29 protein-coding genes are annotated in these 26,251 nt (G+C 41.2%); 1 reads left to right on the forward strand and 28 read right to left on the reverse strand.

The annotated features are described in order from the left end of the window. Position 1: 1 nt before the first annotated feature. The 17 genes from queE to PSV17_RS04415 all read right to left on the reverse strand — a co-directional run bounded on the left by queE (position 2) and on the right by PSV17_RS04415 (position 17,028). Positions 2 to 640, reverse strand: coding sequence for a 7-carboxy-7-deazaguanine synthase QueE (queE, locus tag PSV17_RS04335; protein ID WP_300480042.1), 639 nt, complete (start codon positions 638 to 640; stop codon positions 2 to 4). 181 nt (positions 641 to 821) lie between these two features. Then, the gene (gene ybgF / locus PSV17_RS04340) at positions 822 to 1,670 is read right to left on the reverse strand and encodes a tol-pal system protein YbgF (protein ID WP_300480044.1); all 849 of its coding nucleotides are present in this window, start codon (positions 1,668 to 1,670) and stop codon (positions 822 to 824) included. Between the two features lie 45 nt (positions 1,671 to 1,715). Continuing rightward, the gene (gene pal / locus PSV17_RS04345; protein WP_300480045.1) at positions 1,716 to 2,288 is read right to left on the reverse strand and encodes a peptidoglycan-associated lipoprotein Pal; all 573 of its coding nucleotides are present in this window, start codon (positions 2,286 to 2,288) and stop codon (positions 1,716 to 1,718) included. 167 nt (positions 2,289 to 2,455) lie between these two features. Continuing rightward, on the reverse strand, positions 2,456 to 3,763 hold the full coding sequence (gene tolB, locus PSV17_RS04350) for a Tol-Pal system beta propeller repeat protein TolB (RefSeq protein WP_300480047.1): 1,308 nt from the start codon (positions 3,761 to 3,763) through the stop codon (positions 2,456 to 2,458). Between the two features lie 222 nt (positions 3,764 to 3,985). Then, positions 3,986 to 4,819 carry a cell envelope integrity protein TolA gene (locus tag PSV17_RS04355; protein ID WP_300480049.1) on the reverse strand — a complete coding sequence of 278 codons (834 nt, stop codon included), beginning with the start codon at positions 4,817 to 4,819 and terminating at the stop codon, positions 3,986 to 3,988. Positions 4,820 to 4,854: 35 nt separating this feature from the next. Then, complete coding sequence (locus PSV17_RS04360; protein WP_300480052.1) at positions 4,855 to 5,253, reverse strand: ExbD/TolR family protein; 399 nt, start codon at positions 5,251 to 5,253, stop codon at positions 4,855 to 4,857. Positions 5,254 to 5,256: 3 nt separating this feature from the next. Beyond that, positions 5,257 to 5,931, reverse strand: coding sequence for a protein TolQ (tolQ, locus tag PSV17_RS04365; protein WP_300480398.1), 675 nt, complete (start codon positions 5,929 to 5,931; stop codon positions 5,257 to 5,259). A 79-nt stretch (positions 5,932 to 6,010) separates the two neighbouring features. Beyond that, complete coding sequence (gene ybgC / locus PSV17_RS04370; RefSeq protein ID WP_300480054.1) at positions 6,011 to 6,445, reverse strand: tol-pal system-associated acyl-CoA thioesterase; 435 nt, start codon at positions 6,443 to 6,445, stop codon at positions 6,011 to 6,013. Between the two features lie 2 nt (positions 6,446 to 6,447). Next, entirely contained in the window at positions 6,448 to 7,482 is a 1,035-nt protein-coding gene (gene ruvB / locus PSV17_RS04375; RefSeq protein WP_300480055.1) for a Holliday junction branch migration DNA helicase RuvB, read from the reverse strand. A 57-nt stretch (positions 7,483 to 7,539) separates the two neighbouring features. After that, entirely contained in the window at positions 7,540 to 9,654 is a 2,115-nt protein-coding gene (locus tag PSV17_RS04380; protein ID WP_300480057.1) for an EAL domain-containing protein, read from the reverse strand. Continuing rightward, positions 9,655 to 10,626: an ABC transporter substrate binding protein gene (locus PSV17_RS04385; protein WP_300480059.1), complete on the reverse strand. Its 972-nt coding sequence runs from the start codon at positions 10,624 to 10,626 to the stop codon at positions 9,655 to 9,657. A 36-nt stretch (positions 10,627 to 10,662) separates the two neighbouring features. Then, positions 10,663 to 12,750, reverse strand: coding sequence for a TonB-dependent receptor (locus PSV17_RS04390; protein WP_300480061.1), 2,088 nt, complete (start codon positions 12,748 to 12,750; stop codon positions 10,663 to 10,665). A 48-nt stretch (positions 12,751 to 12,798) separates the two neighbouring features. Next, positions 12,799 to 13,857 carry an AI-2E family transporter gene (locus PSV17_RS04395; RefSeq protein WP_300480063.1) on the reverse strand — a complete coding sequence of 353 codons (1,059 nt, stop codon included), beginning with the start codon at positions 13,855 to 13,857 and terminating at the stop codon, positions 12,799 to 12,801. Positions 13,858 to 13,962: 105 nt separating this feature from the next. After that, the gene (gene ruvA / locus PSV17_RS04400; RefSeq protein ID WP_300480065.1) at positions 13,963 to 14,538 is read right to left on the reverse strand and encodes a Holliday junction branch migration protein RuvA; all 576 of its coding nucleotides are present in this window, start codon (positions 14,536 to 14,538) and stop codon (positions 13,963 to 13,965) included. A gap of 142 nt (positions 14,539 to 14,680) precedes the next feature. Continuing rightward, positions 14,681 to 15,244 carry a crossover junction endodeoxyribonuclease RuvC gene (gene ruvC / locus PSV17_RS04405; protein WP_300480067.1) on the reverse strand — a complete coding sequence of 188 codons (564 nt, stop codon included), beginning with the start codon at positions 15,242 to 15,244 and terminating at the stop codon, positions 14,681 to 14,683. Between the two features lie 63 nt (positions 15,245 to 15,307). Beyond that, positions 15,308 to 16,033: a YebC/PmpR family DNA-binding transcriptional regulator gene (locus PSV17_RS04410; RefSeq protein WP_013149188.1), complete on the reverse strand. Its 726-nt coding sequence runs from the start codon at positions 16,031 to 16,033 to the stop codon at positions 15,308 to 15,310. 59 nt (positions 16,034 to 16,092) lie between these two features. Further along, positions 16,093 to 17,028 carry a DMT family transporter gene (locus tag PSV17_RS04415; protein WP_300480069.1) on the reverse strand — a complete coding sequence of 312 codons (936 nt, stop codon included), beginning with the start codon at positions 17,026 to 17,028 and terminating at the stop codon, positions 16,093 to 16,095. Positions 17,029 to 17,122: 94 nt separating this feature from the next. Between PSV17_RS04415 and PSV17_RS04420 the strand changes: the two genes are divergently transcribed. Beyond that, complete coding sequence (locus PSV17_RS04420) at positions 17,123 to 17,554, forward strand: CBS domain-containing protein (protein ID WP_300480071.1); 432 nt, start codon at positions 17,123 to 17,125, stop codon at positions 17,552 to 17,554. A gap of 56 nt (positions 17,555 to 17,610) precedes the next feature. Here PSV17_RS04420 and PSV17_RS04425 read toward each other — a convergent pair whose 3' ends face one another. The 11 genes from PSV17_RS04425 to yegQ form a co-directional block, all read right to left on the reverse strand. Continuing rightward, positions 17,611 to 18,147 carry a cytochrome b/b6 domain-containing protein gene (locus tag PSV17_RS04425; protein WP_300480072.1) on the reverse strand — a complete coding sequence of 179 codons (537 nt, stop codon included), beginning with the start codon at positions 18,145 to 18,147 and terminating at the stop codon, positions 17,611 to 17,613. A 36-nt stretch (positions 18,148 to 18,183) separates the two neighbouring features. Beyond that, positions 18,184 to 18,447, reverse strand: coding sequence for a PepSY domain-containing protein (locus PSV17_RS04430; RefSeq protein WP_300480073.1), 264 nt, complete (start codon positions 18,445 to 18,447; stop codon positions 18,184 to 18,186). 79 nt (positions 18,448 to 18,526) lie between these two features. Beyond that, entirely contained in the window at positions 18,527 to 19,207 is a 681-nt protein-coding gene (locus PSV17_RS04435) for a Fe2+-dependent dioxygenase (protein WP_300480075.1), read from the reverse strand. Between the two features lie 136 nt (positions 19,208 to 19,343). Further along, positions 19,344 to 21,620 carry a TonB-dependent receptor gene (locus tag PSV17_RS04440; RefSeq protein ID WP_300480076.1) on the reverse strand — a complete coding sequence of 759 codons (2,277 nt, stop codon included), beginning with the start codon at positions 21,618 to 21,620 and terminating at the stop codon, positions 19,344 to 19,346. A 135-nt stretch (positions 21,621 to 21,755) separates the two neighbouring features. Further along, positions 21,756 to 22,178, reverse strand: coding sequence for a biopolymer transporter ExbD (locus PSV17_RS04445; protein WP_300480077.1), 423 nt, complete (start codon positions 22,176 to 22,178; stop codon positions 21,756 to 21,758). Next, positions 22,175 to 22,918 (reverse strand): MotA/TolQ/ExbB proton channel family protein, encoded by a 744-nt coding sequence (locus tag PSV17_RS04450; protein ID WP_300480078.1) that lies wholly within the window; start codon positions 22,916 to 22,918, stop codon positions 22,175 to 22,177. The genes PSV17_RS04445 and PSV17_RS04450 overlap by 4 nt, the downstream gene beginning before the upstream one ends. Positions 22,919 to 23,000: 82 nt before the next feature. After that, positions 23,001 to 23,855, reverse strand: coding sequence for an energy transducer TonB (locus PSV17_RS04455; protein ID WP_300480080.1), 855 nt, complete (start codon positions 23,853 to 23,855; stop codon positions 23,001 to 23,003). Between the two features lie 36 nt (positions 23,856 to 23,891). Then, positions 23,892 to 24,071 carry a hemin uptake protein HemP gene (locus PSV17_RS04460; protein WP_300480081.1) on the reverse strand — a complete coding sequence of 60 codons (180 nt, stop codon included), beginning with the start codon at positions 24,069 to 24,071 and terminating at the stop codon, positions 23,892 to 23,894. Between the two features lie 105 nt (positions 24,072 to 24,176). Continuing rightward, positions 24,177 to 24,419: a hypothetical protein gene (locus PSV17_RS04465; protein WP_300480082.1), complete on the reverse strand. Its 243-nt coding sequence runs from the start codon at positions 24,417 to 24,419 to the stop codon at positions 24,177 to 24,179. 34 nt (positions 24,420 to 24,453) lie between these two features. Then, positions 24,454 to 24,660 (reverse strand): hypothetical protein, encoded by a 207-nt coding sequence (locus PSV17_RS04470; RefSeq protein WP_300382601.1) that lies wholly within the window; start codon positions 24,658 to 24,660, stop codon positions 24,454 to 24,456. Positions 24,661 to 24,865: 205 nt separating this feature from the next. Next, positions 24,866 to 26,212, reverse strand: coding sequence for a tRNA 5-hydroxyuridine modification protein YegQ (yegQ, locus tag PSV17_RS04475; RefSeq protein WP_300480083.1), 1,347 nt, complete (start codon positions 26,210 to 26,212; stop codon positions 24,866 to 24,868). Between the last annotated feature and the right edge of the window lie 39 nt (positions 26,213 to 26,251).

The raw sequence follows: 26,251 nt of genomic DNA on the forward strand, positions 1-26,251 counted from the left end.
TTTAAACCCCGGGTTTTTCGCCCCATAAAATTTTATGCAGCTGTACTTGCATACGTACAGGCAACTTATCAGCTAGCACCCACTCCGCCAACTCTGTAGGGTTAACCTGACTATAGACGGGTGAAAATAATACAGGGCATTTTTCAGTAATTTTATGGGTATTCAATAGCTCTTTCGCCCATTGGTAATCTTCTCGACTACACAATACAAATTTCACTTCGTCTGAACTTTTTAAATGCTCTAAATTACTCCACACGTTATTTTTCAGCTCACCTGAATCTGGCGTTTTCACATCTAATATGACTGAAACGCGTTTATCCACTAGGCTAATATCAATCGCACCGCCTGTTTCTAACGATACGCTGTAGCCTGCATCACATAAATCTTTTAATAACACATGGCAATCTTTTTGCGCTAACGGCTCACCGCCTGTGACTGTGACGTATTTTGTGCCATATTCAGCAACCTTAGTCAAAATATCAGCAATCTCAACATTGCTACCGCCACTGAATGCATAAGCGGTATCGCAATACACGCAGCGCATTGGACAGCCTGTTAGGCGCACAAATACCGTGGGTAATCCTATGCGTGAGGACTCACCTTGTATTGAGTAGAAAATTTCGTGGACTTTGAGCTTCATTACTTGAGTTTCATTAAATAGTTAATGTGCCAGAAATTCTGATTTATAAAAAAATAGCGCCAACTTGAATTGGCGCCATTGTAACTTAAATATGGATTTACTTAAATTGAGCTAAGTGAATGTTTTAGCAAAAGATATTATTTAATCAATCGTATATTAATTAGTTGTAAATAATTACAAGTTACCTAATTGCCTCTAATGCTTTCAAGCGCTTCTGTGCAGTAGGTGTAACTTCGCTATTTGGAAACTTAGCAATTAAGTCACGCAAAGTTTTTTTCGCACCTGGCACTAAGCCTAGCTGAATCTGGCTATTAGCCATGTTCATCATTGCATCTGGCGCTTTGGTACTTTCTGGATGTAGATTGATTACTTTTTGCTGTGTGGCAATCGCCGATTTATAGTTTTTTAGTGCATATTGAGAATAACCTAAACCGTAAGTTGCCTCTGCCGCTAGCGCACTATTTGGATAATCTTTTAAGAATTTATCATAAGCATTAAAAGCATCTTTATGCTTTGATTCTCTTGATAACCCATTAGCAAGCTCAAGCAATTGATACTCTTGGGTATTCTTAGCGGGTGCGGTTGTATCTAAGGTAGGCTGTACTGCAGACGAATCATCGACCCCAGTTGCCGCGGGCGATAAAGGCACGCTTTCTAGTTTGCGCAAACGTGTATCGGTATCACCATATAAATCTTTTTGGCGTTGTTGAGTCGCTTCGATATTATGATTTGCTACTTCCAGCTCACCTTTAAGCCATGATACCTCTTTCTTTAAAGATTCGATCTGATTTTGCATTTCTAACAAGCCACCACCCTTGGTGATGGCTTCAATGGCTTCCAAACGCTGCTCAAAATTCTTTTTAATATTCGCTATCTCAGTCTTATTCGCCTGATCCTGGCTTTTCATTGTCGTTTCTATTTCTAGAATCTTTTTTCGCGCCTCTTTGTCGTCAAACAAAGCCGCATGGCTACTTATAGCAAATAGCTGCGCAGACAATAATATACTAGCCAGTATCAGGTTTTTCATCATACTTTTTAAGTCCTAAATAGTCAGTTCTGAGTAAGCGATATTAAATTACTCGTTTTCGTACACTACATCTACGCGACGATTTTGTTTTGAACATACTTCGTCCGCACAACCTTCTGTAGCTTTTTCTTCACCGAAACTTACAGTTTCAATTTGCGCATCTTGCACGCCAAGTAAGTTAAGTGAATTTTTTACAGCTACTGAACGGCGTTGACCTAGTGATAAGTTGTACTCGCGAGTACCGCGCTCATCGGTATTACCTTGTAAAATGACTTTTGCAGAAGTATGAGCAAGCAAGTATTTAGCATGAGCCTCAAGTAACGGACGGAATTCAGCTTTAACTGCATCACTATCAAAATCAAAATAAACATTACGTTTAGATAAAATATTATTCGGATCTTTTAATGCCTTATCTGAATCCATTGCATTGCCATCTATTGCCACTTCTTTAATACCTGAGGTATCTGCGCCAGTATCTGCTGTCGACGTAGTCGTTTGCCCAGGACTTTTATCTTCAACAGCAACAGGCTTGGTGTTCATTGGTGTACTTTTACAAGCGCTTAGTACTAATGCCAATACTAAGGTACTTAATAACTTGGTATTCCATGTAGATTTATTCATATTTACTCTCCTTAAATAGTCTTGCTTTATAAAATATATTCAAACTTAATACTTATTATTTCTTTTCAAACAATGTTATTACAACTCTTTTACTACAAAATAATTACTCTAAATGTCTTAATGTCTTAATGTCCATTAATCAAAGGCCACTATTTAATTAATGGACGCTATTTAATTAACGGCCCCCATGCTGGCTCACGAATATCCCCACCAGACTCATTAAGTTTTTGCTTAACGCGCCCATCTGCCGATACTGCAGCTAGCGCTCCATGTCCGCCTGATCTAGTTGCATAAAGAATCACACGACCATTTGGCGCAAAACTTGGTGACTCATCTTGTGAGCCATCGCTTAATAGTTGCACTTGACCTGTAGCTAAATCTTGCAAAGCCACGCGGAATTTACCGCCTTCATTTCGTATCATCGCCAAGGATTTACCATCAGGGGAAAAGCGCGGACTCACGTTATACGCACCTTCAAAAGTCACACGTTGTGGATCACCGCCATTAGCTGATACTTTGTAGATTTGCGGCCTGCCGCCACGATCTGACGTAAAGTATATCCATTTACCATCCGATGACCAAGTCGGCTCGGTATCAATCGCATTGCCTTTTGTAACGCGACTTAAGCCTGAACCGTCCGCATTAATAGTATAAACCTGAGAGTTGGCGCCATAAGTGAGTACAATCGCCAATTTACTACCATCTGGTGACCATGCTGGCGCGCTATTATTGCCTTTAAAACCAGCTAATACAGTACGTTGACCACTTAATGATTGCACGTAAATAATCGGTTTTTTCTTTTCAAAAGACACATAGGCAATTTTATTGCCTTCTGGTGACCATGCTGGCGAAATAATAGGCTCTTTCGATGACACCATCGTCAGTGGATTTGCGCCATCCGCATCCGCCACTTTGAGCATATAACGCTCATTAACCTTAGTGATATAAGCGATGCGGCTGGCGAAGATACCAGATTCGCCAGTCAGTTTCTGATAAATCACATCTGCGATTTTATGAGCGGTGGTTCTTAGTTGATTGGGTGCAATGGTGTATTGCATGCCCGTTAATTGCGTTTGCTTAAGCACATCTGCCAACTGAAATGTGACTTTCAAGCGATTATTCGGAAGCACCTCTACAGTACCAACGGCCATAGCCTGCGCTTGTAGATTTGCCCACTCAGAATATTTGATTTGCGTCATATCAGTCGGTTTATTCACCACACCACCAGTTTCTAACACACGAAATAAGCCGCTGCGTTTCAAGTCTGCCGCAATAATATTGCTAATATTATCTGCGCTATTGCCAGCTTGCTGGAAAGGCACAATTGCAATTGGCACTTGTTGAGCGCTACCGCCGCTAATTTCAATGTCTAATGCTGCACTCGCTAACGATGGAATAAACAGGCTTGCAGAAAATATAGCTACATTAAGCACTTTGGAGATTGGCAGTCTAAAGAAACTTAATTTTGACGGCATTGATGTTGCAAATTGTAGTTTGAAAAATCTAAGTATATGCATAGGCTATGTTTAATATCTTTAATTAATCACACATTAAAATTAAGATTGGGGATTATAAGCATTACGTAAATTCGCTTTGAATTCCGTCCCAAGCATATTTTGACGCTTCAAGCATTTTGGCGCTACACGATTTACACTTTGTTACATTCGAGCATGCTTTATAGCGCCTGAGAAACCAGATTAATCATTAGGGCGGAATTTTAAATTTAAGTTTCTAAATTGTGAAAAAAGTGATGGGTCTTTTGGAAGTGGTAACGGTTCCGATGCCATAATTGCGCGCTCTACGGCCTCATCACAGGCGGCACTGCCACTTGATTTAACAAGTTTAGGGCTACCATTTAATTCGCCAGTAGGCAGTAAACCAATTTCAAATTTCAGTTCAGGATTGCCTTCACCACATAAAGTTTTATTCACATTTCCGCGAATTTTGGCTTTAATTTTGTCGGTAAACTCACCTATAGCACCTGCATTGGCAGCAGCTTTAGCGCCTATCGCCTGCTGATCTCCCGCCGTTTTTTCTTCTGCTAATGCTTCTTGTTGTAGCCTCTTTAAAGCATCGCTAGTTTTATTAACTTTTACTGGAGGCTTAGCCTCATCTTTGAGCGCTTCTAACTTTAGCGCTTCTAACTGTTTCTTTTGCTCTAATACTTTGTCTTTTTTCAGTTGCTCATCAGCTTTTTTCAACGCTAATTCTTTTTTCTTTTTTTCTAGTGCAATATCAACTTGCGGCTCTTCTTTTGGCTTTTCTTCTACTATTGGTTTTGGCTCTAGTTTAGGCTCAGGCTTAATTTCCTCTTTAACAACAGGTTTTGGTTCTGGCGGCACTACTGGCTCTGGTGTGGGTGCGGCTTGATTAGGAATGCTATCCCATAGCTCAACTTCTGTAACATCTAAAGTTGTATGCGCGGCTTTCCAATTGAAGGAAATCAATAAGGCTCCAAGCAAAACTAAATGCACGGCAATTGCCAGCCCTCCGGCTTTCCATGAAACTTCTTTTTCGTACGCTCTAATCATTTTAATAAACTGGCTTTGTCAAAATTCCCATGAATTTATTTCGCCGGCCCTAACAATAGTCCAACTTTATCCACTTTATTTTGCTTCAGTAAATCCATCACGCCTATCACATCGTCATATTTAACGTTTTTATCAGCGGCAATTACTACTGAGCGCTCTGGCGCCTTTGTAAGTGCTTGACGCACAGCCAAAAGCAACTCATCGCGTGGCATAGGTTTATTGTCAAATTCAATTTTGTTATTAAGCTTAACCGTTAGTACTAGAGGCGGGACCTGTGGCTGCTTAAGTGCCTGACCGACTTTAGGTAAATCAACAACCCCAGGATTAGTCATAGGGGCAGTGACCATAAAGATAACCAGCAATACCAAAGTCACGTCAATGTAGGGAACTACATTGATTTGATTCATTACGCGACGTTTACGAGTACGCGCCATGACTTAGCTCTTTCTTTGCAGAATATTAGTGAACTCTTCCATAAAGCTTTCGTAACGTACAGAAAGCCTATCGACTGAGCTTGCGAAACGGTTATAAGCAATTACGGCTGGAATCGCAGCAAATAAACCAATCGCTGTGGCCACCAAAGCTTCGGCAATACCGGGCGCCACTTGGCTAAGGGTGGCTTGCGCCACATTGGACAAGCCTCTAAACGCATTCATAATGCCCCACACTGTGCCGAATAAGCCTATGTATGGGCTTACCGAGCCAACTGAAGCTAAAAATGGTAGATGGGCATCTAAATCATCTAACTCTCGATTATAAGCCGCCCGCATCGCACGGCGAGAGCCTTCCATGACATCTGAAACGTCCATATTTGTTTGCTGTTTGTGTCGCACATATTCTCTAAAACCGCCTTCAAATATGCTCGCCATGCCTTGAGGCTTGCGACGACTTGAGGCAAGACCTTCAAATAACTTATTCAAATCCCCCCCCGACCAAAATGCTTTTTCAAAGTCCTCAGCATTAGTCTCTGCTTTTTTAATCGTGGCTATCTTAATGAAAATATACCACCATGAAAATAATGAGGTGCCTATCAACACCACTAAAACCAACTGCACAGGCAGGCTGGCGCCAGCCACTAGCGAAAAAATTGACATATCATCGGTCGCACTTATACTCATAACTTCTCCACGGTTAATTCACTACTTTATATTTCACTTCTTGTTAATTCAATACTAATTAATTCACAACTGTTTATTTCACTACATGTAAATGCACAGCTTGTATTTTAAGCATATCTTGTTTTATTACATTAGGAATGGCGACTGGTCTAAAAGTTTCCGCATCGACAAATGCCGCTTTAATATGCGCTTGTATTAACTCAACGCCATCACAAATAATGGTTTGTGCCATTTCAATGCTGCCATGTCTGACATTTGCCAGCTTGCAATGTATTTCTAACATGTCATTGAATCTTGCAGGCTTCTTGAAATTAATCGACAAACTATGCACCACAATAATTACGCCTAATTCATCTTTAACCGTGGTTTGCTCGTAACCCAAAGCGCGTAGCCATTCGGTGCGAGCACGCTCCATAAAGTTTAAATAGTTTGAGTGGTAAACCACGCCGCCTGCATCGGTGTCTTCGTAATACACACGAACAGGCCAACTAAATTGATGAATGCTCATACTTACTGTTGCCACGTTTCACTATTTAAATGCTTAGGCATGGGCAATTCAAAATGCTGATAGGCTTGCTGTGTTGCGATACGTCCACGTGGTGTGCGCATTAAATAACCTTGTTGAATCAAGTAAGGTTCAAGTACATCTTCAATCGTATCGCGCTCCTCACCAATAGCTGCGGCTAAATTGTCCAAACCAACTGGACCTCCGCCAAACTTTTCTATAACCGCGAGCAAAAGCTTTCTATCCATCACGTCAAAACCTAATTTATCAACATCTAGCATTTTCAAGGCAGCATCAGCGATTTCTGATGACACGATGCCATTCGCTTTCACTTGAGCATAGTCTCGCACACGGCGCAACAACCTATTGGCGATACGTGGCGTACCGCGTGAACGACGAGCGATTTCCAGCGAGCCTGTATCCGCCATTTCAACTTCTAACAAACCTGCTGAACGATGAACAATTCTAGCCAACTCTTCAGAGGTATAAAACTCCAAACGAGAAACAATACCAAAACGGTCACGCAAGGGGTTGGTTAACATACCTGCACGAGTCGTTGCACCAATTAAGGTAAAAGGAGGTAAATCCAAACGCACACTGCGTGCGGCTGGGCCTTCACCTATCATAATGTCTAGGCGATAATCTTCCATCGCCGGGTACAAAATCTCTTCTACCACGGGTGAAAGTCGATGAATCTCATCAATGAACAACACATCATTGGGTTCTAAATTAGTCAGCAACGCCGCTAAATCACCTGCGCGCTCTAGCACTGGGCCTGAGGTTTGGCGCATATTCACGCCCATTTCTTTGGCAATAATGTGCGCCAAAGTAGTTTTACCTAAACCGGGTGGGCCGAACAGCAACACATGATCTAGCGCCTCACTGCGACCACGCGCGGCATTAATAAAAATCTCCAACTGGCTACGCGCTTTTTCTTGCCCGACATACTCGTCTAAAAGTTTAGGACGCAATGCACGCTCTAAGGCTTCTTCGCGAGGGCTTTCAGCATCTGGGGCAATTAGGCGGTCTGTCTCTATCATAAGTTCATCTTGTTAATTGGGGTTTATCGCTAAGGCGACATTAAAGCACGCGCCTATTTATTGTGCATGCATTTTAGCGCGTTCAATTAATCCGTTAACGGTCACAGGTGCACCTAAATAAAGTCCCTGACCATAGTGTACGCCGATGCTTTTCAGCTCTCTTAATATCTCTTCATTTTCGACAAATTCAGCTACCGTTTTGATATTCATGGCTTCTGCGACACTATGAATAGAACTCACCATGGCGTGGTCAATTTTATTAATATGCATTTCTTTAACAAAGGTACCATCAATCTTTAAATAATCCACGTCAAAATTTTTCAAATAGGTAAATGATGACATGCCACTACCAAAATCATCTAAGGCAAAGCTACAGCCAATTTTGCGCAAGGCGCTGAATAAAAGAATAGTATTTTTAAGATTAACAATCGCAGCGGTTTCGGTAATTTCAAAACAAATACATTCTGGTGGAATTGGATATTGGACAAACATATCTTGTATAAAACTCAACAGACTTTTATCGCCTAATGAGGTACCAGATAAATTAATTGAAAATACATAGTTACAATTTTCTGAATTGATTTCTAACAATTTTTGGTAAGCTAAAAATACATTTTTAATGACCCACCTATCGATATTTGGCATCAAATGATACCGCTCTGCCGATGGTATAAATGTAGTTGGCAGAATTATTTTGCCATCGAGATCAATTTTTCTTAACAAAATTTCATAATGTTGAACCAGTGTGGTCGTGGAAATGAGCGGAACTATCGGCTGACAGTAGAGCATGAACTGTTCATCATTAATTTCATCGGTAATATCTGATATTGATTCCACTGCACTTCGCCGGCTAACGACTTCCACATCACCAGGATTAAATAAAAAGCTTTGGTTTCTACCCGCTGATTTGGCCGAATAACAGGCCAAATCAGCAGCATGAATAATTTCGCTTACGTTTTCAAAGCCTTTATTTATCACAACTAAACCAATACTGACGCCAATATTGAAAATCTTATCATCGTGAATAAAACGATAATCTCGAATTGTTTTCAATAATGCGTTATTAATTTGGTTCGCATCCGCTAAAGTACAGTTTTCAAGCAGCAAACCAAACTCATCACCACCTAAGCGCGCCAATGTATCTCTATCACGCATTTTATTAGCTAATAAAATACTGACTTGTTTAAGTAGCTCATCACCTGCTGAGTGACCACAAGTATCATTGACTAATTTAAACTGATCTAAATCTAAAAAGCAGAAAATATGTTGCGCGTTATGACCATGTACGCTTTTTAAACAACGTTCTAAACGCACCTCAAACTCACGGCGGTTAATTAATCCTGTTAAATCGTCATGTTGCGCTTGATGTCGCAACATTGAAGTTGCATCATTGATTTTTTCTTGCATTCCGTCATAAGCATGTTTCAGGCTGCTGGACATGGAGTTAAAACCTTTTTGTAAGGTTTTCAATTCCCCACTGGAATCTTCCATAATAGTTTGGGAAAACACGCCCTCACCAATGCGATTTACAGCATTCGCGATTTCTTGAATGGGTTTGGTAATATGTCGACCAAGTTTCCATGCTAACAAGCCACTTAAAACTAAACCAAACATAGCCGTTAAGAAAATTTTGACGATTAAATCTTGCTTAATATTGTGTAAAGTTTGATTACTCAGTTCAACATACACCTGACCAATTTTACGTGGCGTGTAAGACTCTTTAAGCGCTAATTCCTTACTACTTAGATTAGAAAAATCTTCTATTTCAACCAGACTTTGATAAATAGGGAATGTAAAAATAGTGCCTTTATCCAGCGGAAGTTGCTGTAAATTTTCTTGGTTTATCTTTGTTATGAGCGTTGCGGGCAATTCACGGCCACTTAATGCCAGTATTAAACCTTGGCTATTGACCAACATGACAGTTCTTAAATCTTGCTCATTAGAAAGTGTTTGTTGAGCCAGCCTTTGTAACACCTGACTATTTCCAGAAATCACACCGTATTCAGCGGCTGGCGCCAGCTGGGATGCAATCACTTTGCCACGATCTTGAAGTGATTGATCCAACACACTAAAAATATTGGTAATGGCATATCCGACTAGAATAATAGCGAATAGCAAAGCGGGTATCGTGCCCAAAAATATAACACGTGATTTAATACCAATATTCTTCATTTACATATCCTCTGATGCATCAGATTCAAGCATTCTCTGTAGCACCTCATCTTCATCCAATAACGGAATGTTAAGTGAGCGCGCTACTTGATAATTCAGCATGATTGAAAAGTATTTAGGCACTTGGGGTAGGGGCAAATAACTGGAAGAAGGCCGCGCCTTAATCGCAATTTCTGCCGCCTGTTTAGCTAACTGATTGCTAGTACTATAAACAGCAGCTATAGCGCCCGCACGTACATAAGATTGGGAGTAGCCAAATATAGGTTTTTGATAGCGATAGCTGGTTAGTAAAATTGGTTGTGCTGTTTCACGGTTGTAAATTGCAGGGTCTGGAATCGCTAAAATAGCATCGACTGAATCCAAGAGTTTTCTCAATTGTGGAATTAAGTCAGTCTCTTGTTTCACTTTTCCCCCCTCAATACTGAAACCACGCTTTTCACCCTCATCACGCACATACTCAATATATTTTAAAGAAGTGTTACTGAGTAAAACGCCTATTTTTTGTGCTTTAGGTAGCACCTGTTTAATCAAGGACATTTGCCGCGAAAACGGTTGGTCTAAGAGAATGGCACTAAAGTTACCTAACTCTCGCCCACTTTTTGCAATGATGCTATTGAAGGCAGGTAATGGCGTAAAAACACCGAGTACTGGAGTTGACCGCTTTAATTTACTAGCAGCCTCCAGCGCTTTTACGCCCAGCGCAATCACCAATTCACTATTATCGGCTACTACTAGCTTCTCTTCATCTGCTAACGTAATCACATTTACTTTTAGATTAACCTGCTTATTCTTAGCAAGCTCAGCATTAAATTGCTCGACAAACTCGAGGTTAGCAGGCGTTTGCACACTCATCACAATCGTCACACCAATATAGGCGTGTGCAACAAATGGCATAAAAAAACCCAGCACTAGCATTACAAATGCAAGTATGCCTTTCATCCGTACTTTTCTATTTAACTTTAATAACACCATTGGTTTCTCAATCACTTAAACCATGATTTAATTGTATTAAAAATCTAGCCTTACATTAACACGAGCACGCCGCTTGAGTGTGTTGTAATCTGCAAATTCTTGATAATGTTCGTTAAATAAGTTCTCAACGACGGCAGAAATTTCACCACTGGTTCGTTCTGCTTTAAATTTGCGCGCCACTCGAACATCAGATCTTCTCGCTAAACCAACGTATCCGCCATCGCCTAAAGCTGCAACTTCACTGGTTTGGTAATAGGCATAACTCGCATCCCACAGAGCGTTAAAACGATGAGTTAACAAACCGCTAAAAGTATGGCGAGGCATAGACATGCCAATGTCTCTAGCAGTTTCTTCTTCTTTGCTTGAAATATCTACATATGAATAATTCAATAAAAAGTTTGTTTTATTGGTTGGCTTCCACTTGGCTTGTGTTTCAAAACCATTGATCAAAACATTTCCGCCGTTTTCACCGCTTCTAGGTCTGCCACTTAGGTTTACCGTGCCAGGTGGACTTACAAAGCCTTGGATTTTTGGCGTAATAATATAATCGCTAATCTCATCATTAAATACTTTTGCGTCTAATGAAAGTTTTCCAAAATCTCCTAAGTAGCCAATCTCTCTTGAAACAATTTTTTCTGGCTTCACATTTCCTGCATCCTGAAAGGCATATACAACGCCAGTCGGAAATGGAGCAATTAAAGGAATCATCACTTTTGCGTTGAATTTTTCTTCCACATAATTTGGTGTACGCAATGCTGAAGAAACGCCTAATCGAAGGGTTTGCTTGGGCGTTAATTTGAAATTTAAACTTGTTCTAGGTGAGAAATCAGTATCAGTAAAACTATTATGCTCTACCATCCCACCAATATTAAATAATATTTTATGGTTTATTCTCCATTCTGCATGTCCAAACAAACGTTGCAAATTGAATTTATCTTTTTCTTTAGTACCTAACCAATAAGGCGCATAGATTTCATCTTGTCTTGCGCTTGCTCCCCACACTACACGCAAATCTTTGGCCGGTGAGAATGTGTGTTGTGCTTCAATATCATAGCGCTCAGTATCAATATCATTACTGATACTGACTTGATCATCGCGAAATGTGGAAACAACAGCAGAAGCCGCAGCTGAGGAGTATCCATTTTCTTTTAGAAATTTAGCTGCATTAGCGCGTAAATTGGTTGAAGTAAAGTTATCATTTGAGCGATCAGTGCTATGGTAGGCCTGTAGCTGAAAGTCGCTACTATCACTAATGCTATGTTGCCAACGTACAAGCTCGAAATGGTTAAACATTTCACGTTCTCTAGGTACAAATAAGACGTAGTCTTTGTCTGGATTGCCATCTTCACGGGTACCGTTTGCTATGCCAAATTCGAACTCTAGATTATTGGTATCGTTAATTTGGTAATCGGCTTGCGCATTTAACAAGCGGGTACGTTTGAAGTCATTTCGATTATCTAAACCATTATCTTCTCTATAACCGGTTGTTATACGATAATTTAAATCTTTCAGTTTTCCGCCATGTCTATAAAAGGCTTCATTTCGGCAATTGCCATGTGAAATGCTCACACTATTGCCTTCAGCCTCACTTGGGTGCTGAGTTAAAATATTAATCACGCCAAAGTAGGAATTTGCACCGTAACTTGCCGCATTGGGGTCTCGGGTCACTTCAATTTGCTCAATATCTGCAATGGAAATTGGCAACTCACTCCATTTCACGCCACCAAATATTGGAGTGTATACGGAGCGACCATTAATCATCACTTGCATCGTACCCGCAAAAGATGTCGCCATACCATGGTAGCTAACGACTGCATTAGTATTGTAAATAAAGCCGGCATTAGTCCCCACATAAAATCCTGGTACTAAACGAAAGATTTCTGGGAGATCAACAATCCCAGACGCGCGTATGGTTTCGCGGTCTATTACTGTCACAGCTGATGGTGCATCGGTGACAGATTGTGATAAGCGAGAGACTGTAAGCACACGAGGTAAATCTCCAATGTAGTCATCTTCAGTGACTTCTTTGATAGGCTCTACTGCAGCCGCCCAAACCGAGCTAATGCTTAGGAAAAACATCAGACTTAACGCAAAAAAACTGTTATGAATTAACTTATTAATCATTAGTTTTGTCCTAACTTTTAATAAACCTCAGCAGAAAATTAAAGCATCTTACTCTGGAATCTCTATTAATTTTTTGTTTTGCAAGGCCATCCAATGTTGTATTAACGTAAATCCTACCGCGAGCAGGGTTGGACCAAGGAAAATACCGATAAATCCAAAGGTTAAAGCACCGCCAAGCACGCCAAATACAATAAGCAATAAGGGCAGATGTGAAGTATGACTAATGAGTATAGGCTTAACTATATTGTCAACCGTACTAATGGCGAGTAAGCCATATAACCCTAAGAATATTGCCCATCCAAGCTCGCCTTGATTATAAAGCCAAAAAGACGCCCCTCCCCAAATAATGGGTGGTCCAATAGGAACAACTGATAAGAAGAATGTGGCACATGCTAACAATAACGGCGCTGGCGCTCCAGCCAACAAAAATCCAACCATGGCCACGGCTGATTGCGCTAAAGCTGTACCAAATATGCCTAGCATCACGCCCTTTACTGTATTGCAAGAAAGAATAAGCATCTCTTTGCCAAGTTCACCACCTAATCTACACACGATGGCAATTAGGCTCTGGGCAATCTTTTCACCATCACGATAAAAGAAAAAAGCCACAAAAAGGACCAAAAGTAATTGTAGAAACCCACCCGCAACTAATTGTACCGCTCGTAAGGCAAAAGCCCGCATAGGTTCATAGTACTGACGTAATATCTGCAACATCTCTTCATGGCTGACAGTAGCGCGCTCCCATGTAAGACTAATTTGCTCACCAAAAATGGGCAGGTTGCGCATCCAATCTGGCAATTTTGGCTGAAAATTTGGCAAACCACTACCCAAAGCATTAAATAATTGATCTGATGACTCTGCCAGATTCATAGCGAGGTATGCCATAGGCAGAATCAAGGCTATTAGCAATAATAAGGTCATAATGATAGCTGCCCAAGTATCTCGCTTGCCTAAGCGCAACCATAAACGGTGATAAAACGGCCAAGTAAATAAACAAAATATAGCGGCAAATAATACTGCTGCCATAAAAGGTTGTAATACATAAATGCAGCCTATCGCTAATAAAGTGATCAGCGCTATTCGAGTGACTTGATTGATATTAATCATAGAGATACTGCCTTATATTTAACATGCCTTGCACCAAAATTTGTTTTTATCAGCACCCACCAGTATAAGAAGTGATTACAGGTGCACTCCTAGCCACTTTAGAAACTATTTAGACAGACTCTTTAAAGCTTGTTTAATGCCGTCGGTTACACTTACTTCTTTATCTAGTAATTTTACCGCAGCAGAAGCTTCGCGTTCGTTATAGCCTAAGGTGATTAAGGCATTAAGTACATCATGCGTGGCTGATTTAGCTTGTGGCTGAGCTGTGGTTGAGCCTGTCACGATGAATTTATCTTTCAATTCTAGCAGCAAGCGTTCCGCCGTTTTTTTACCTATACCAGGAATGCGCGTAAGCATCCCAACCTCTTGCTGACTTACAGCGCTAACTAAATCATCCACACTCACACCACTTAAAATAGAGAGCGCCGACTTAGCACCAATACCATTCACTTTAAGTAATTGCTTAAAGGTGTTTTTTTCTTGCTCACTACCAAAACCGTAGAGTAGTTGAGCATCTTCCCGCACCACAAAATGCGTAAGAATTTGCACTTTCTGCCCCAACTCTGGCAAATTGTAGAAAGTACTCATGGGCACTTCAACCTCGTAGCCTACGCCGCTACAGTCTATTACGATTAATGGGGGAGATTTTTCAATTAAGGTGCCGTTTAAGCGAGCGATCATGGTGCTGTCCAAGTAGAATAAGCGCTAACAATACCGTATTGCAAAGCTTGACTGCAAGTATGCATTTGATTATTTAGTTAAGAACATAGTTGTTGATTGGATTGGATGCTGTTTTTTAAAATTTAGCAGCGCAAAGCCGTCATCACACTAGTCGCCCACCACGCACTCGGTAGCCAGCGGTAGCCAACCGACCCAACCCTTGCCCGCCATGTGCATGGCAAATAGCGCAAGCCAAAGCATCGGCTGAATCTGGTTTAGGGGTTGCGGGTAAATTGAGTAAGCGTTTGACCATTTCTTGCACTTGCTCTTTTTGCGCATGGCCGTTGCCAACTACGGCTTGTTTGACTTGTAATGCCGTATATTCAGCTACGCTTAAATTACGAATTACAGCCGCGCTGATGGCCGCACCGCGGGCTTGCCCGAGCAATAACGTTGATTGTGGATTGACATTGACAAAGACTTTTTCAATCGCCACTTGGTTTGGCTGATAGGTATCAATCACTTCAAATAAGCCATCTAAAATAATCTTCAACCGAGCTGGCAATTCTTCTCGGTCATCTTCGCCTTCAATCTTATTCTTTTTACCACTTGCAGTTTTAATGGTGCCACTTGAAATATAGGTGATTTTCTCACCAACTTTTTCAATAACCCCAAAGCCTGTTAAGCGCAGGCCGGGGTCTATACCTAAGATTCTAACATTGCTCAAAATACTCTAAAGCTTGAAATGCTAGACACGGTAAGAATCGAAAAAGAGCTTAAGCGGCTCATTTTAGTCTTCGATAACTGCGCTGGTATATACATCCTGCACGTCATCTAGATCATCTAAGGCATCTAAGATTTTTTGCATTTTAACGGCATCATCACCCGTAAACACTGTTTCCATATTTGGTTTCATGGTGACTTCTGCCATCACAGCTTTTAAGCCTGCGGCTTCCATGGCTTCTTTAATCACCATAAAATCATTTGGTGGCGTGATGACTTCTATACTGCCATCTTCATCCGTCACTACATCTTCTGCGCCAGCTTCTAGCGCAACTTCCATGACTTTATCTTCATCGGTACCTGGTTCATAAATTAAGCTGCCGCAGTGTTTAAACATAAATACCACACTGCCGTCTGTACCTAAATTACCACCGTGCTTGCTTAGCGCATGACGTACATCCATTACCGCACGTTGTTTGTTATCGGTTAGGCAATCAATAATAATCGCTGCACCGTTAATGCCGTAACCTTCGTAACGAATTTCTTCGTAGTTCACACCTTCTAACTCACCTGTGCCTTTTTTAATGGCACGAATGATATTGTCTGCCGGCATGTTTTCTTCTTTGGCTTCAGCCACCGCCGCACGTAAACGTGGATTCATGTTCACGTCGCCACCGCTCATTCGTGCAGCAACGGTAATTTCTTTAATAATTTTTGTGAAAATTTTGCCGCGCTTTGCGTCTTGACGACCTTTGCGGTGCTGAATATTTGCCCATTTACTATGACCAGCCATGTTACTAACCCTTAGTTCTTGAAAAATAATTGAATTTTAACACAAGCTTACGCTGTCACTCACTCTTGCCCTTGCGCTGGGTCAATCTGCGTATGTTTACTAATACTGATACCAGAGATAGTCACTAAAGAAAGCGCTATAAGCACCATACCAACTAATTCATAGGTATTTGGCACTTCATTTAATTGAATCCAAGCAGCTATCACACCGATGACTGGTGCCAACATACTCGCCATACTTGCCACACCAGCTTGCAAACGCTGAAGCGCATATAACCACAACACCCAAGCCAAGCATCCACTTAACAAAACATTAAACAGCACGGCAAAGACAAAAGTCGGCGCCCACTGCATGGGCGGTGCTGGCAAAATAAAAGCAATTGCCACGATGGGTATTGAACCTAAAAACATCGGCCAAGCGGTGAGATTGAGCAAATCCAAATGCGGCGCGCGTTGATGCAGTTTCTTAGAGACAATGGCTGAAATAGCCCATGAAACTCCTGAAAAAACCGCCAAGAACATACTAAAACCGTCAGCCTTAATATGCAGCGGGTCAAAAATAAGCACCATGCCAAATAGCGCGAACAATACCACCAACCACTGCCAACCCTGAATTTTCTCGCCCAACATTGGCCAAGCAAACAACATCACCCAAAATGGCATTGTGTAAGTTAACACTGCGGTTTTACCTGCCCCACCTTCTACTAACGCCCAAATCAGCACGCCCGTAAAGCCACAAGATTGCAAAAGCCCCAGCATTAACATGGTAGGAAACTCTTTGAGAGCTAGGGGTCTTTTAGTCAAAAAAATGAGTATAAACAGCACAATAGAACCAAAGAATGTGCGGATTGCAGCAAACTGAAAAGGGCTCGCAAATTGCACCGCTTGCTTCATCACCACCCAGTTATATCCCCAAATAATGGTGAGTATAAAAAGTGCTACGAACGCTTTAACGATGAGCTTTTTCTGTTGCTTACTATCAGTTTCTGTTTGCATGAATGTTTTTTTGCAGAATTAGATGATTTTGAATTTGCTTACACCATTATAAGGTGTATATTTTTATGCTAGTACTAAATGTGAGGAGAACAAAATGAAAACATTACAACAATTACTCGATGATAAAAAACATAAATCCGTTATTTCAGTTGCTCCACATCGTCCTGTATATGATGCTTTAGTGATACTGGCGGAATATAAAATAGGTGCATTAGTGGTACTAGATGGCGACAAGTTAGTCGGCGTTTTTTCAGAACGTGATTATGCGCGGGAAATCATACTTAAAGGTAAATCTTCAAAAACCACGCCCATTAGTGAAGTCATGTCATCTAATGTGCTCACAGTTATACCTAACGATACAGTTGAGCACGCGATGAATATTATGTCTGATAAACATATCCGCCATTTACCTGTGATGGAAGGTGAAAAAGTCATCGGCATGCTATCGATTGGGGATTTAGTGAAAGAAACTATTGAGTATCAGCAAACGCTCATTAAACAGCTTGAGAGCTATATCACTGGGTAGCTAAATTGATCCATTAATCCAACTGTCATCAGCACCACTTGCAAATGCGCAGGAGCTTAGCCAGTGGTGTCTGATGACTTGCCAGAAATCATTTGTTTCACAATATTTCTCTTTTGTAATTTTGACATCAATACCACTGCGGCTATATGCAGTATCACCAAGCCTTGCAAAAAATTAGAACAAATCAAGTGTAAATCGACAGGCCAGTCTTCTCCCCAATAAGCATCTGTACGGCTTAACCAACCAGTTACTGCTAGCGCTGCTATTAATGCCCAAATAAGGTAGACAGCTAGCTGTCCAAGTGGGTTATGACCAGGATGTGGTGCAAATATTTGTGTGCGAATTTCATGAATATGGTGTTTAATACCTGCAATAGTCGGCATGTAAAACTGAGAAGACGCGACCTTACTTAGCCAAAGTCCATAGCTGATTCTTGCCAGTACAAGCACCAAACAAAAGTAACCCATAAAACGATGCCAGAAACCCGACTCGTAAAAGAAATTAATGAGTACAAAGGTTGCTATTAACCAATGCGTGATACGTACAAAAGCCGTCCATATAACGGCTTGTGGTGACTTATCGCAAATACTCATTAAGTTAAGCTAGATAAAACCGAGTTGTCTAAGCGCTTATTCTTTAATGCCTTCTGCTTTAATGATAGCAAGCGTTTTTGTATCAAAGTAAATTTCTACTTTTTTACCTTCTTTATTTCTACCGTACATTTCATAGCAATTGCCATCTACTTTGAATTTTTTAATCGTGTAACCTTCATCTGTTAAGGCTTTTTTTAAGGTTTCCTCAGCCGCCCACTCCGATTTTGGATAAACGGGACAATCCGCTGAAGCAAATGCTTGCAATGGAAGTAAGCTCAATAGTGCGAATATAAAACGCATAATTTTTTTCCTATAGTTAAGTTTCGAGACTGTTGTGTATTAATGGTTTGATAGTAAGCAATTGTGGCCGAGCAAGCGTTTAAGTATCTGCCCACATACGAATCAAATTATGATAATTACCAGTTAATCTAATTACCGCCGCATTATCCCCAATTTGCTGACGCAAAGTCACAATTGCCGCGTCCATATCAAACAGCAAGGTTCTTTGCGCATCGTCTCGGATCATACTTTGCACCCAAAAAAAGCAGGCTAAGCGTGCCCCGCTTGTAACAGGGCGCACATGATGCAAACTGGTGCCAGGATAAAGCACCATATCACCCGCTGGCAATTTAACCGCCTGATGCCCATAGGTGTCTTCTATCACCAATTCACCGCCTTCATAGCTATCAGGCTCAGCAATGAAAAGCGTGCAAGAAATATCAGTACGAACATGCAAACCGGTAATAGCATGGGTACGCACTGCATTATCAATATGCGCACCAAAATCCATACCTACACGATACTGGTTAAACAGCGGCGGATAGATTTTTTTAGGTAAGGCCGCAGAAAAAAACAGCGCATGACGACTTAAAGCTCTAAGCACAATTTCTCGCGCCGCCTCAGCATCCGGTGATGTTTCAGGCAACTGAATATTACGTTTAACTTGTGCCGATTGCGTACCCGCAGTGACCTTGCCATCTGTCCACTCGGCCTTAGCCATAAGCGCTTGCAACTTGGCAAGTTCATCAGCATTTAACACTTGGGGTACGCGCAACAACATTTTGTATTCCAGACCTTTGTTCGTAATTGATTTTGCATAAAGGGAAAATCTACATTATGCATATCCATTATTCGTCACTAACGCGATGAGATAATGGCGCCCGATTTATGACCCTAAAACTTCATGTAAGTTACCATTAAAATTTATATTCAGTAGTGATAATGGCTTGACGGCGGTTACCTGGTGTTACTAAGCCGCCATTGTCATAAACAGCATCATAATATTCTTTATCTAATAGATTTTTAACATTCAAGCGTAAAGCCCATTTAGGTTGCTCGTAAGCGAACATTGCGTCAACTCGTGCATAGCCAGGGGCATAATTTGGATGAAAACCCGTGCCCGCAAACGCGGTTCCGCCATTGGCGGCGCTGGGTTGATAGGCTGTACGCGTACCTTTAGCTTCAACTCCACCACCAATTTTCCAAGCACTGGTTAAGTTATATGTCGTCCAAAAGTTAAATGTGGCAGCAGGTGTATTACGTGGGCGCTGCCCTTTAAATCGAGCATCTGCCACAGTAATGTTGCCTGTTGTCGCATTCACGTTTTCAGCCACCTCTAAAATCTCTGCATCCATAAAGCTGATGCCAGCAAAAATTTCCCAGTCTTCAGTTACTTTGCCAGTTGCTTCTAACTCCAAACCATTAGTTCTACGTTTTTTGGTCAAAATTGCTGAGGTAGACTCTAAGTCGGTATTTCTTTCCCAGTCTTTCGTAGATGTATATAGCGCCGTTCTAAAGGCTAAATCACCATCCAAAAATAACCATTTTGTACCTAATTCAAGTGTTTTGCTACGTTCAGGTGGCTGAGGCGCAACAGTCAATTGATATAAGTCGGCAGTAGGGCTAAATGAATCGCTCCAAGCTGCATAATAGTGTGTAGCTGGCGTGGGTTGCCAAGACAATCCCGTACGATAGCTATTTTCGCCATAACTTAGCTTTGGTGATGTTGCACTTGAGTAATCAGCACGTAATTCATCACGGCGTATACCAAACAATAATTTCCAGTCCTTCACAAACTCAACCGTGTCTTGCAAATACACGGCGTAATTATCCGCATCAAATTTTGCCGGTATTGCCGTCAAAGAAGCCAAGTGTCGGTTGTATGTTACACCGTTTACAGCAATCGCAGTATTGAGAGCAGCGCCCGTTTGTGTGTAAGCCTGACCTGTCAAAGGGTTAATCGGTTGTAAACTATTTCTATAGTTTTCCTCTTTCAAATACTCTAAGCCAGCCAAAATTTCATGTTTCATACCGCCAAGCTCAAGCTTTGTACTAAAGTCAGATTGCAAATTGAGTGTTTCATAATGCATTTTACGCGTGACGTTGCCACCAATTTTGTTATCCTCAGTTGGCAAAACAGTACCTGGTGTTTTCGCCCAGTAGCCACGTTTATAATCTGCCTGTCTTAGCTGAGTTCTCAACTGAGTATCTTCACTAAACTTATGTGTGAATATACCTGTAGTCACTCGGGTGTCACTATCATCAAAGTTGTCACTGTTTCCCCAAAAAGTTTTATCGCTTCTACCGTTAGTACTGTTACTTAACGGCCTATGGTCTGTATCAAAGCGAATACCAAAATCGGGTACATCACGTGTTTGTGTATAAATATGATTTAAAAATAACTCATTATTAGTACCAATCCCAGCCCCGAAGCTAAGCGCAATGCCTTTTCTGTCCGTTTCTGGATGATCCCCATCAGAAGGATTCGTACGATATGTTTCCTCATGTCTATCCATCACATTAACGCGGATAGCAGCTGTTTCGGTTAGTTGTTTATTAAAGTCACCCGTAAACTGGTGGTAATCATAATTACCTAAGCTACCTGTCACGGTGTTTTTATCATTCAACTCTGCCATTTTACTCACTTGGTTGATGACGCCACCCGCTTGGCCGCGACCAAACAACATCGCTGCAGAGCCGCGTAATACATCGACCTGTTCTAAGTTAAAAGTTTCGCGGTTATATTGCGCAGTATCACGAATGCCGTCTAAATAAATATCACCAAATGTATAAAAACCACGTAAGTTGAAGTTATCACCCGCACGACCACCCTCTGCCGCATTAAATGTCAAGCCTGAAACGTTACGTAGCGCTTCACGCAAAGATCCTACCTGTTGATCATGCATCAGCTGATTAGTTACGGTGGTAATCGCTTGTGGTATGTCTTGTGGGTCTTGCAGCACTTTGCCAACGCGCGTTTTAGTGGCTTGGTAGCCGTCGGCTTTTGGTTCGACTTTAGCATTCACTGTAACTTCACTGAGTTCTGCTGGCGCACTTTCCGCTTTATTGACAGTGGTTGGCACTGCTTTTTCATTACTAACGGCATCTTCTGCCATGCTAACTAACGGGTAAGCTGATGCAATTGCAATGGCAACGACATTCAATGCCAGCCTAGGCATTTGTTTGGATTTCATAATTTTCCCTAAAATTAAACTTAATTTTTTAAACTTGGCTGGCTTGCAATATGCTGGCTGGCTAATGGAGTGTTAATTGGTTTTCTTGCTTTTTAATTGGTTTTATTACTAAAGATGAATGATTAAAACTAATAATTAGTTTTTTGGTTCACTGACAAAACCTAATTTTGTCACGCCAGAATTTTGTGCGTCAGCCATTACTTCTGCCAATACTTGATAACGTGTTTCTTTATCTGCCCTAATATTCAACTCTGGCTGTGGTTTTTTATTGGCAATTTCTTGCAGCTTGACTTTTAACTCACCCTGCACCAATGGTGCGTCATTCCAATACATTTTGCCTGTTGCATCTATCGATACAGAAATTACTTCTGGTTTTTCAGGCAATGGCTGACTGCTCGCTTGTGGTAAATCGATTTTCACTGCATGCGTCAACAATGGTGCGGTAATAATAAAGATGACTAAGAGCACTAACATCACATCCACTAAAGGTGTGGTATTAATTTCTGACATAGGTGCTGTGTGGGAAGCAGAACCCACGCCGTTTCCAGAGCCTATCATGCTGGCACTCCTGCAATGTGAGCACGTTCTTTAGTTTCTATTGCTGCTTTTGAATCCTCAAGATTAACGTTAATCACCGCGCCTGTTGTAAGCAATGTGTGCAGCGTGTAACCAAAGCCCTCAAGTTCAGCAGCTAGCAATCTATTGCTACGCACCAAAGCGTTATAAGCCAGCACCGCAGGTATTGCTACTGCCAAACCTAAAGCGGTCATAATTAACGCTTCGCCTACTGGCCCGGCTACTTTATCAAGCGTGGCCTGACCGCTCTGACTAATACTTGCAAGTGCGTGGTAAATACCCCACACCGTTCCAAATAATCCTACAAATGGCGACACACTACCAACCGACGCTAATGCGCTCAAACCACTTTCCATCTTTGTATTTTCTTCAGCAATACTACGGTTCAAGGCACGTGCTATAAATTCGTCTTGCGCCACTTTTTCACTATTCTTAGATGCATGTGTTTTATAGTGCTCTGCTGCTGCTATTGCATTTTTTGCTAGGCTAGCCAGCGCAGTGTTATTGTTTTGCTTGATTGCAATTGCCAAATTTGGTGCATTCCAAAAATGTTGAGCGTAGGCTTTAAATGCTTGGCGTACTCGCAATGCTTGCAAACCTTTTGCAACAATTAAGTACCAACTTACTACCGACATTGCCAGTAAAATTAACGCCACCCCAATAGATACTGCACCACCCGCTGTGATAAACGCTAAGCTATTAAACTCATATCCGTTTTGCATTTTTTGTTTCCTTTTTTGAATCTCTGATTTTTGTTAAGTTGAACTTATTTATTTAACTATTTTTTTAACTATATATTTTCGTTTAGTTTTTGAGTGAAAATTTCACTGGTACCAGCACATAAGCACTTATTGGCTGATCGCTTCGTTTAGCGGGAATAAAGCTCCACTTTTTCACCGCCTCTATCGCCGCTTCATCAAGCTTATCAAAGCCACTACTCGTTGCCAGCGCTACGGTTTCCGCAATACCATTTTCAGCGACTAGGACCTTCAGTAACACGCGCCCCTCCTGCCCTAACCTTCTTGCCATCTTTGGATAATCAGGCGCAGGATTATTCAAATAAGCCGCACCAAAGCGAGGAGGTTCCACAATTGGCTCTGCTACTGGTTTTGGTTGCGGCGCCTCTATTACTTCAGGCGCCTTTGCAACTTCTACAGGTGTGGCTGGTGTAGGCGGAGCCTCCGTTACCACTGGCTGTGCAAGCTCTTGCGTAACAGCAACAGGCGTTGGGGTTGGTTGCACCTTTTTAATGATAGGCTTTTGCTTCTTAACTACAGGCTGCGGCGGCGTGGGTATTAAAGGTACAATTTCAGGTTCTGGCGCTGGGCTAGTTACCAAGCTAACCATCATCGGCACTTGCAAATTTTTAATGACTGGTTGCGTAGCCTTGGCATTTAGTAAAGCCAATACTGCAATGACGTGGGCACATACCACTAATGCCAACACCCCATAAGCGCTTTTCGTTTTCTTAGGATTACTGACACGTGCATCGTGAGCGTTAGTTAATCCTTTTACTTTCCAAGCATAAACGCTACCTACATCGCCTTGCTTTTGATGGAGATTGAGCTGCTCATTCTTTGAAGTTACTTGTGAAGATGCCCGACCTTCAAATTTCAAGCCTCTATCTACATTATTATTTACTAGGGTTAAGGTTTGCATATTTTGACTTTCATTTCCTATAGCAAAATACTCTAACTACTTAGTTAAAATTAGTTTGCCTTGATTAGTCAAACGCAAACGATAGTCTTCACCTGCGTGCTTAATGATCAATTCACGAGCGCCAGAAAATAACATCTCACTTGTCACCATTCGATTGCCGGTGACTATTTGTGCTGTTCCTTTATTTAGATGATCAAACTCCAATTGACTAAGCATTTCACTCTTCATTTAAATTAATTGTTAGCACTACTTAAACTCAAATACAAATGATAACAATTATCATTTGTAAATGCAATCATATGTTTATTTGTTCATTAATAATCAATGTAATCCAAAATTTTGCGGCTTTATTTGCGTAAATCCTGCCTGCTCTTGTTTATATGTATTCATGCTTTTTGTAGCTTCTATCATTAATTGACTTAACAGTTCTAATGAGAGTGAGTTTATACGTAGGCTAATTGCACCAATTTCCAGTTCCAGCACATCACAGCTTTCACAAAATGTAATGGCCCCACTTTCATTTTTAGATAAAAGCATTCTTGAATGTTGATTCTTAGTTGTCATCGTTTTCATCCTCATCAATCACAGTGATACTTATTCACGCGTGATGCAATTCAGTTTGCATGACCAACTTGGCTGCTGCTTTACGCAGCATCTCGTTCATCATAAAAAAGTTTCGCGCTTCAAATCTTAATGAAGTGCCGCCAACCTCTAACTCAATCATGTCTTTTGCTTTGTTATAAAGCACTTTGCATTCTTGATTACCTGCCAACTTGGCTTGGCTAATGATTAGCTGCTTTTTCATGATTAACTTTCCATATCATTAATTTATAGTTAATGATAATCATTCTCATTTGAGATGTCAACAATATATTTGATTTCTCTGTGCCGCATTTATTCAAATCACTTTATTAAAGTTAATTGGCATAAACAAATAAATCGATTAAACATAAAAAAGGGAACATTAAGCCCCCTTTTTAAAATTACTTAGCTCTCGAATTAAACTATAACTAAATGTACCTTGAAATCATGGCATTACTTAAATTAGTAGCCTTAATAGGTATGCGAACATAATAGCCGCTGCCTGAAGCCTCTTGTATATTCTCGCCTTTTTTATTAAACATTTGTTCGACTACTAATTCCTGATTGCCTGTTGGATGAATGATTTGCAAACGATCTCCGACCGCAAACTTATTGCGCGCTTCGATATCGGCCAAGCCTTTTTCAGCGTCGTAAGCCACCACATCACCGACGTATAAACTTCGGTTAGATTTTGAGTGCCCTTGCATATAGTTTTGATGTTCCGCCGTATGGTGACGCTGATAGAAACCATCGGTATAACCGCGGTTAGCTAAGTTTTCCAACTCGCCTAATAAACGCAAATCAAATGGCCTGCCTGCAACGGCATCATCTATCGCTTGACGGTAATTTTGACTGGTGCGCGCCACGTAGTAGCGTGATTTTGTGCGGCCTTCAATTTTAAGTGAATCCACACCAATTTTAACTAAGCGCTCCACGTGTTCAATTGCACGTAAATCCTTGCTATTCATAATGTAAGTGCCGTGCTCATCTTCCATAATGGGTAGCAACTCACCTGGCCGACCTTTTTCTTCAATTAAGAAAATCTTGTTTGCCTCTGGATGTCGTGGCAAACTGCCACAGGCTGAAAGCTGCGATTTACTCATCTCAGCTTCAAAGTCAAAATCATTTAAACGAATGACGCCTGCAGCATCTTCTTTAGCGTCATGTACTTTGTAATCCCAACGGCAACTATTCGTGCATGAGCCTTGATTAGGGTCACGCGAGTTGAAATAGCCTGAAAGCAAGCAGCGACCAGAATATGCAATGCACAACGCGCCGTGGATAAATACTTCTAGCTCTATATCTGGGCATTCTTGGCGAATTTCTTCAATCTCATCCATCGACAATTCACGCGATAAAATAACGCGTGTTAAGCCCATATTTTTCCAAAACTTAACCGATGCATAATTGACGGCGTTAGCTTGTACTGATAAGTGCACTGGCACTTCAGGCCAGCGTTCGCGCACCATCATAATCAAGCCAGGGTCAGCCATAATTAAAGCATCAGGCTGCATTGCAATCACGGGTTCCATGTCGCGCATATAGGTTTTAACCTTGGCGTTATGCGGTGAAATATTACTCGCCACAAAAAACTTTTTACCACGTGTGTGCGCTTCTTTAATGCCGATTTCTAAATTAGCCATTGAGAAATCATTTTCACGCACGCGCAAACTATAGCGCGGTTGCCCAGCGTAAACAGCATCTGCGCCATAATCAAACGCCGTGTGCATGCGGTCTAAATCACCCGCTGGGGCTAATAATTCAGGGAGTTTCACTTTTTATTACCAGTTCTGTCATGCATTCCAAGCAAAATG

The organism is Methylotenera sp. (assembly GCF_029946165.1).
GTDB lineage: Bacteria > Pseudomonadota > Gammaproteobacteria > Burkholderiales > Methylophilaceae > Methylotenera.

What these genes read in the sequence shown, in the direction of transcription:
- queE (WP_300480042.1), bottom strand. Translation starts at nt 640, where the DNA reads ATGAAGCTCAAAGTCCACGAAATTTTCTACTCAATACAAGGTGAGTCC.
- ybgF (WP_300480044.1), bottom strand. Translation starts at nt 1,670, where the DNA reads ATGATGAAAAACCTGATACTGGCTAGTATATTATTGTCTGCGCAGCTA.
- pal (WP_300480045.1), bottom strand. Translation starts at nt 2,288, where the DNA reads ATGAATAAATCTACATGGAATACCAAGTTATTAAGTACCTTAGTATTG.
- tolB (WP_300480047.1), bottom strand. Translation starts at nt 3,763, where the DNA reads ATGCCGTCAAAATTAAGTTTCTTTAGACTGCCAATCTCCAAAGTGCTT.
- PSV17_RS04355 (WP_300480049.1), bottom strand. Translation starts at nt 4,819, where the DNA reads ATGATTAGAGCGTACGAAAAAGAAGTTTCATGGAAAGCCGGAGGGCTG.
- PSV17_RS04360 (WP_300480052.1), bottom strand. Translation starts at nt 5,253, where the DNA reads ATGGCGCGTACTCGTAAACGTCGCGTAATGAATCAAATCAATGTAGTT.
- ybgC (WP_300480054.1), bottom strand. Translation starts at nt 6,445, where the DNA reads ATGAGCATTCATCAATTTAGTTGGCCTGTTCGTGTGTATTACGAAGAC.
- ruvB (WP_300480055.1), bottom strand. Translation starts at nt 7,482, where the DNA reads ATGATAGAGACAGACCGCCTAATTGCCCCAGATGCTGAAAGCCCTCGC.
- PSV17_RS04380 (WP_300480057.1), bottom strand. Translation starts at nt 9,654, where the DNA reads ATGAAGAATATTGGTATTAAATCACGTGTTATATTTTTGGGCACGATA.
- PSV17_RS04385 (WP_300480059.1), bottom strand. Translation starts at nt 10,626, where the DNA reads ATGGTGTTATTAAAGTTAAATAGAAAAGTACGGATGAAAGGCATACTT.
- PSV17_RS04390 (WP_300480061.1), bottom strand. Translation starts at nt 12,750, where the DNA reads ATGATTAATAAGTTAATTCATAACAGTTTTTTTGCGTTAAGTCTGATG.
- PSV17_RS04395 (WP_300480063.1), bottom strand. Translation starts at nt 13,857, where the DNA reads ATGATTAATATCAATCAAGTCACTCGAATAGCGCTGATCACTTTATTA.
- ruvA (WP_300480065.1), bottom strand. Translation starts at nt 14,538, where the DNA reads ATGATCGCTCGCTTAAACGGCACCTTAATTGAAAAATCTCCCCCATTA.
- PSV17_RS04410 (WP_013149188.1), bottom strand. Translation starts at nt 16,033, where the DNA reads ATGGCTGGTCATAGTAAATGGGCAAATATTCAGCACCGCAAAGGTCGT.
- PSV17_RS04415 (WP_300480069.1), bottom strand. Translation starts at nt 17,028, where the DNA reads ATGCAAACAGAAACTGATAGTAAGCAACAGAAAAAGCTCATCGTTAAA.
- PSV17_RS04420 (WP_300480071.1), top strand. Translation starts at nt 17,123, where the DNA reads ATGAAAACATTACAACAATTACTCGATGATAAAAAACATAAATCCGTT.
- PSV17_RS04425 (WP_300480072.1), bottom strand. Translation starts at nt 18,147, where the DNA reads ATGAGTATTTGCGATAAGTCACCACAAGCCGTTATATGGACGGCTTTT.
- PSV17_RS04430 (WP_300480073.1), bottom strand. Translation starts at nt 18,447, where the DNA reads ATGCGTTTTATATTCGCACTATTGAGCTTACTTCCATTGCAAGCATTT.
- PSV17_RS04435 (WP_300480075.1), bottom strand. Translation starts at nt 19,207, where the DNA reads ATGTTGTTGCGCGTACCCCAAGTGTTAAATGCTGATGAACTTGCCAAG.
- PSV17_RS04440 (WP_300480076.1), bottom strand. Translation starts at nt 21,620, where the DNA reads ATGAAATCCAAACAAATGCCTAGGCTGGCATTGAATGTCGTTGCCATT.
- PSV17_RS04445 (WP_300480077.1), bottom strand. Translation starts at nt 22,178, where the DNA reads ATGATAGGCTCTGGAAACGGCGTGGGTTCTGCTTCCCACACAGCACCT.
- PSV17_RS04450 (WP_300480078.1), bottom strand. Translation starts at nt 22,918, where the DNA reads ATGCAAAACGGATATGAGTTTAATAGCTTAGCGTTTATCACAGCGGGT.
- PSV17_RS04455 (WP_300480080.1), bottom strand. Translation starts at nt 23,855, where the DNA reads ATGCAAACCTTAACCCTAGTAAATAATAATGTAGATAGAGGCTTGAAA.
- PSV17_RS04460 (WP_300480081.1), bottom strand. Translation starts at nt 24,071, where the DNA reads ATGCTTAGTCAATTGGAGTTTGATCATCTAAATAAAGGAACAGCACAA.
- PSV17_RS04465 (WP_300480082.1), bottom strand. Translation starts at nt 24,419, where the DNA reads ATGACAACTAAGAATCAACATTCAAGAATGCTTTTATCTAAAAATGAA.
- PSV17_RS04470 (WP_300382601.1), bottom strand. Translation starts at nt 24,660, where the DNA reads ATGAAAAAGCAGCTAATCATTAGCCAAGCCAAGTTGGCAGGTAATCAA.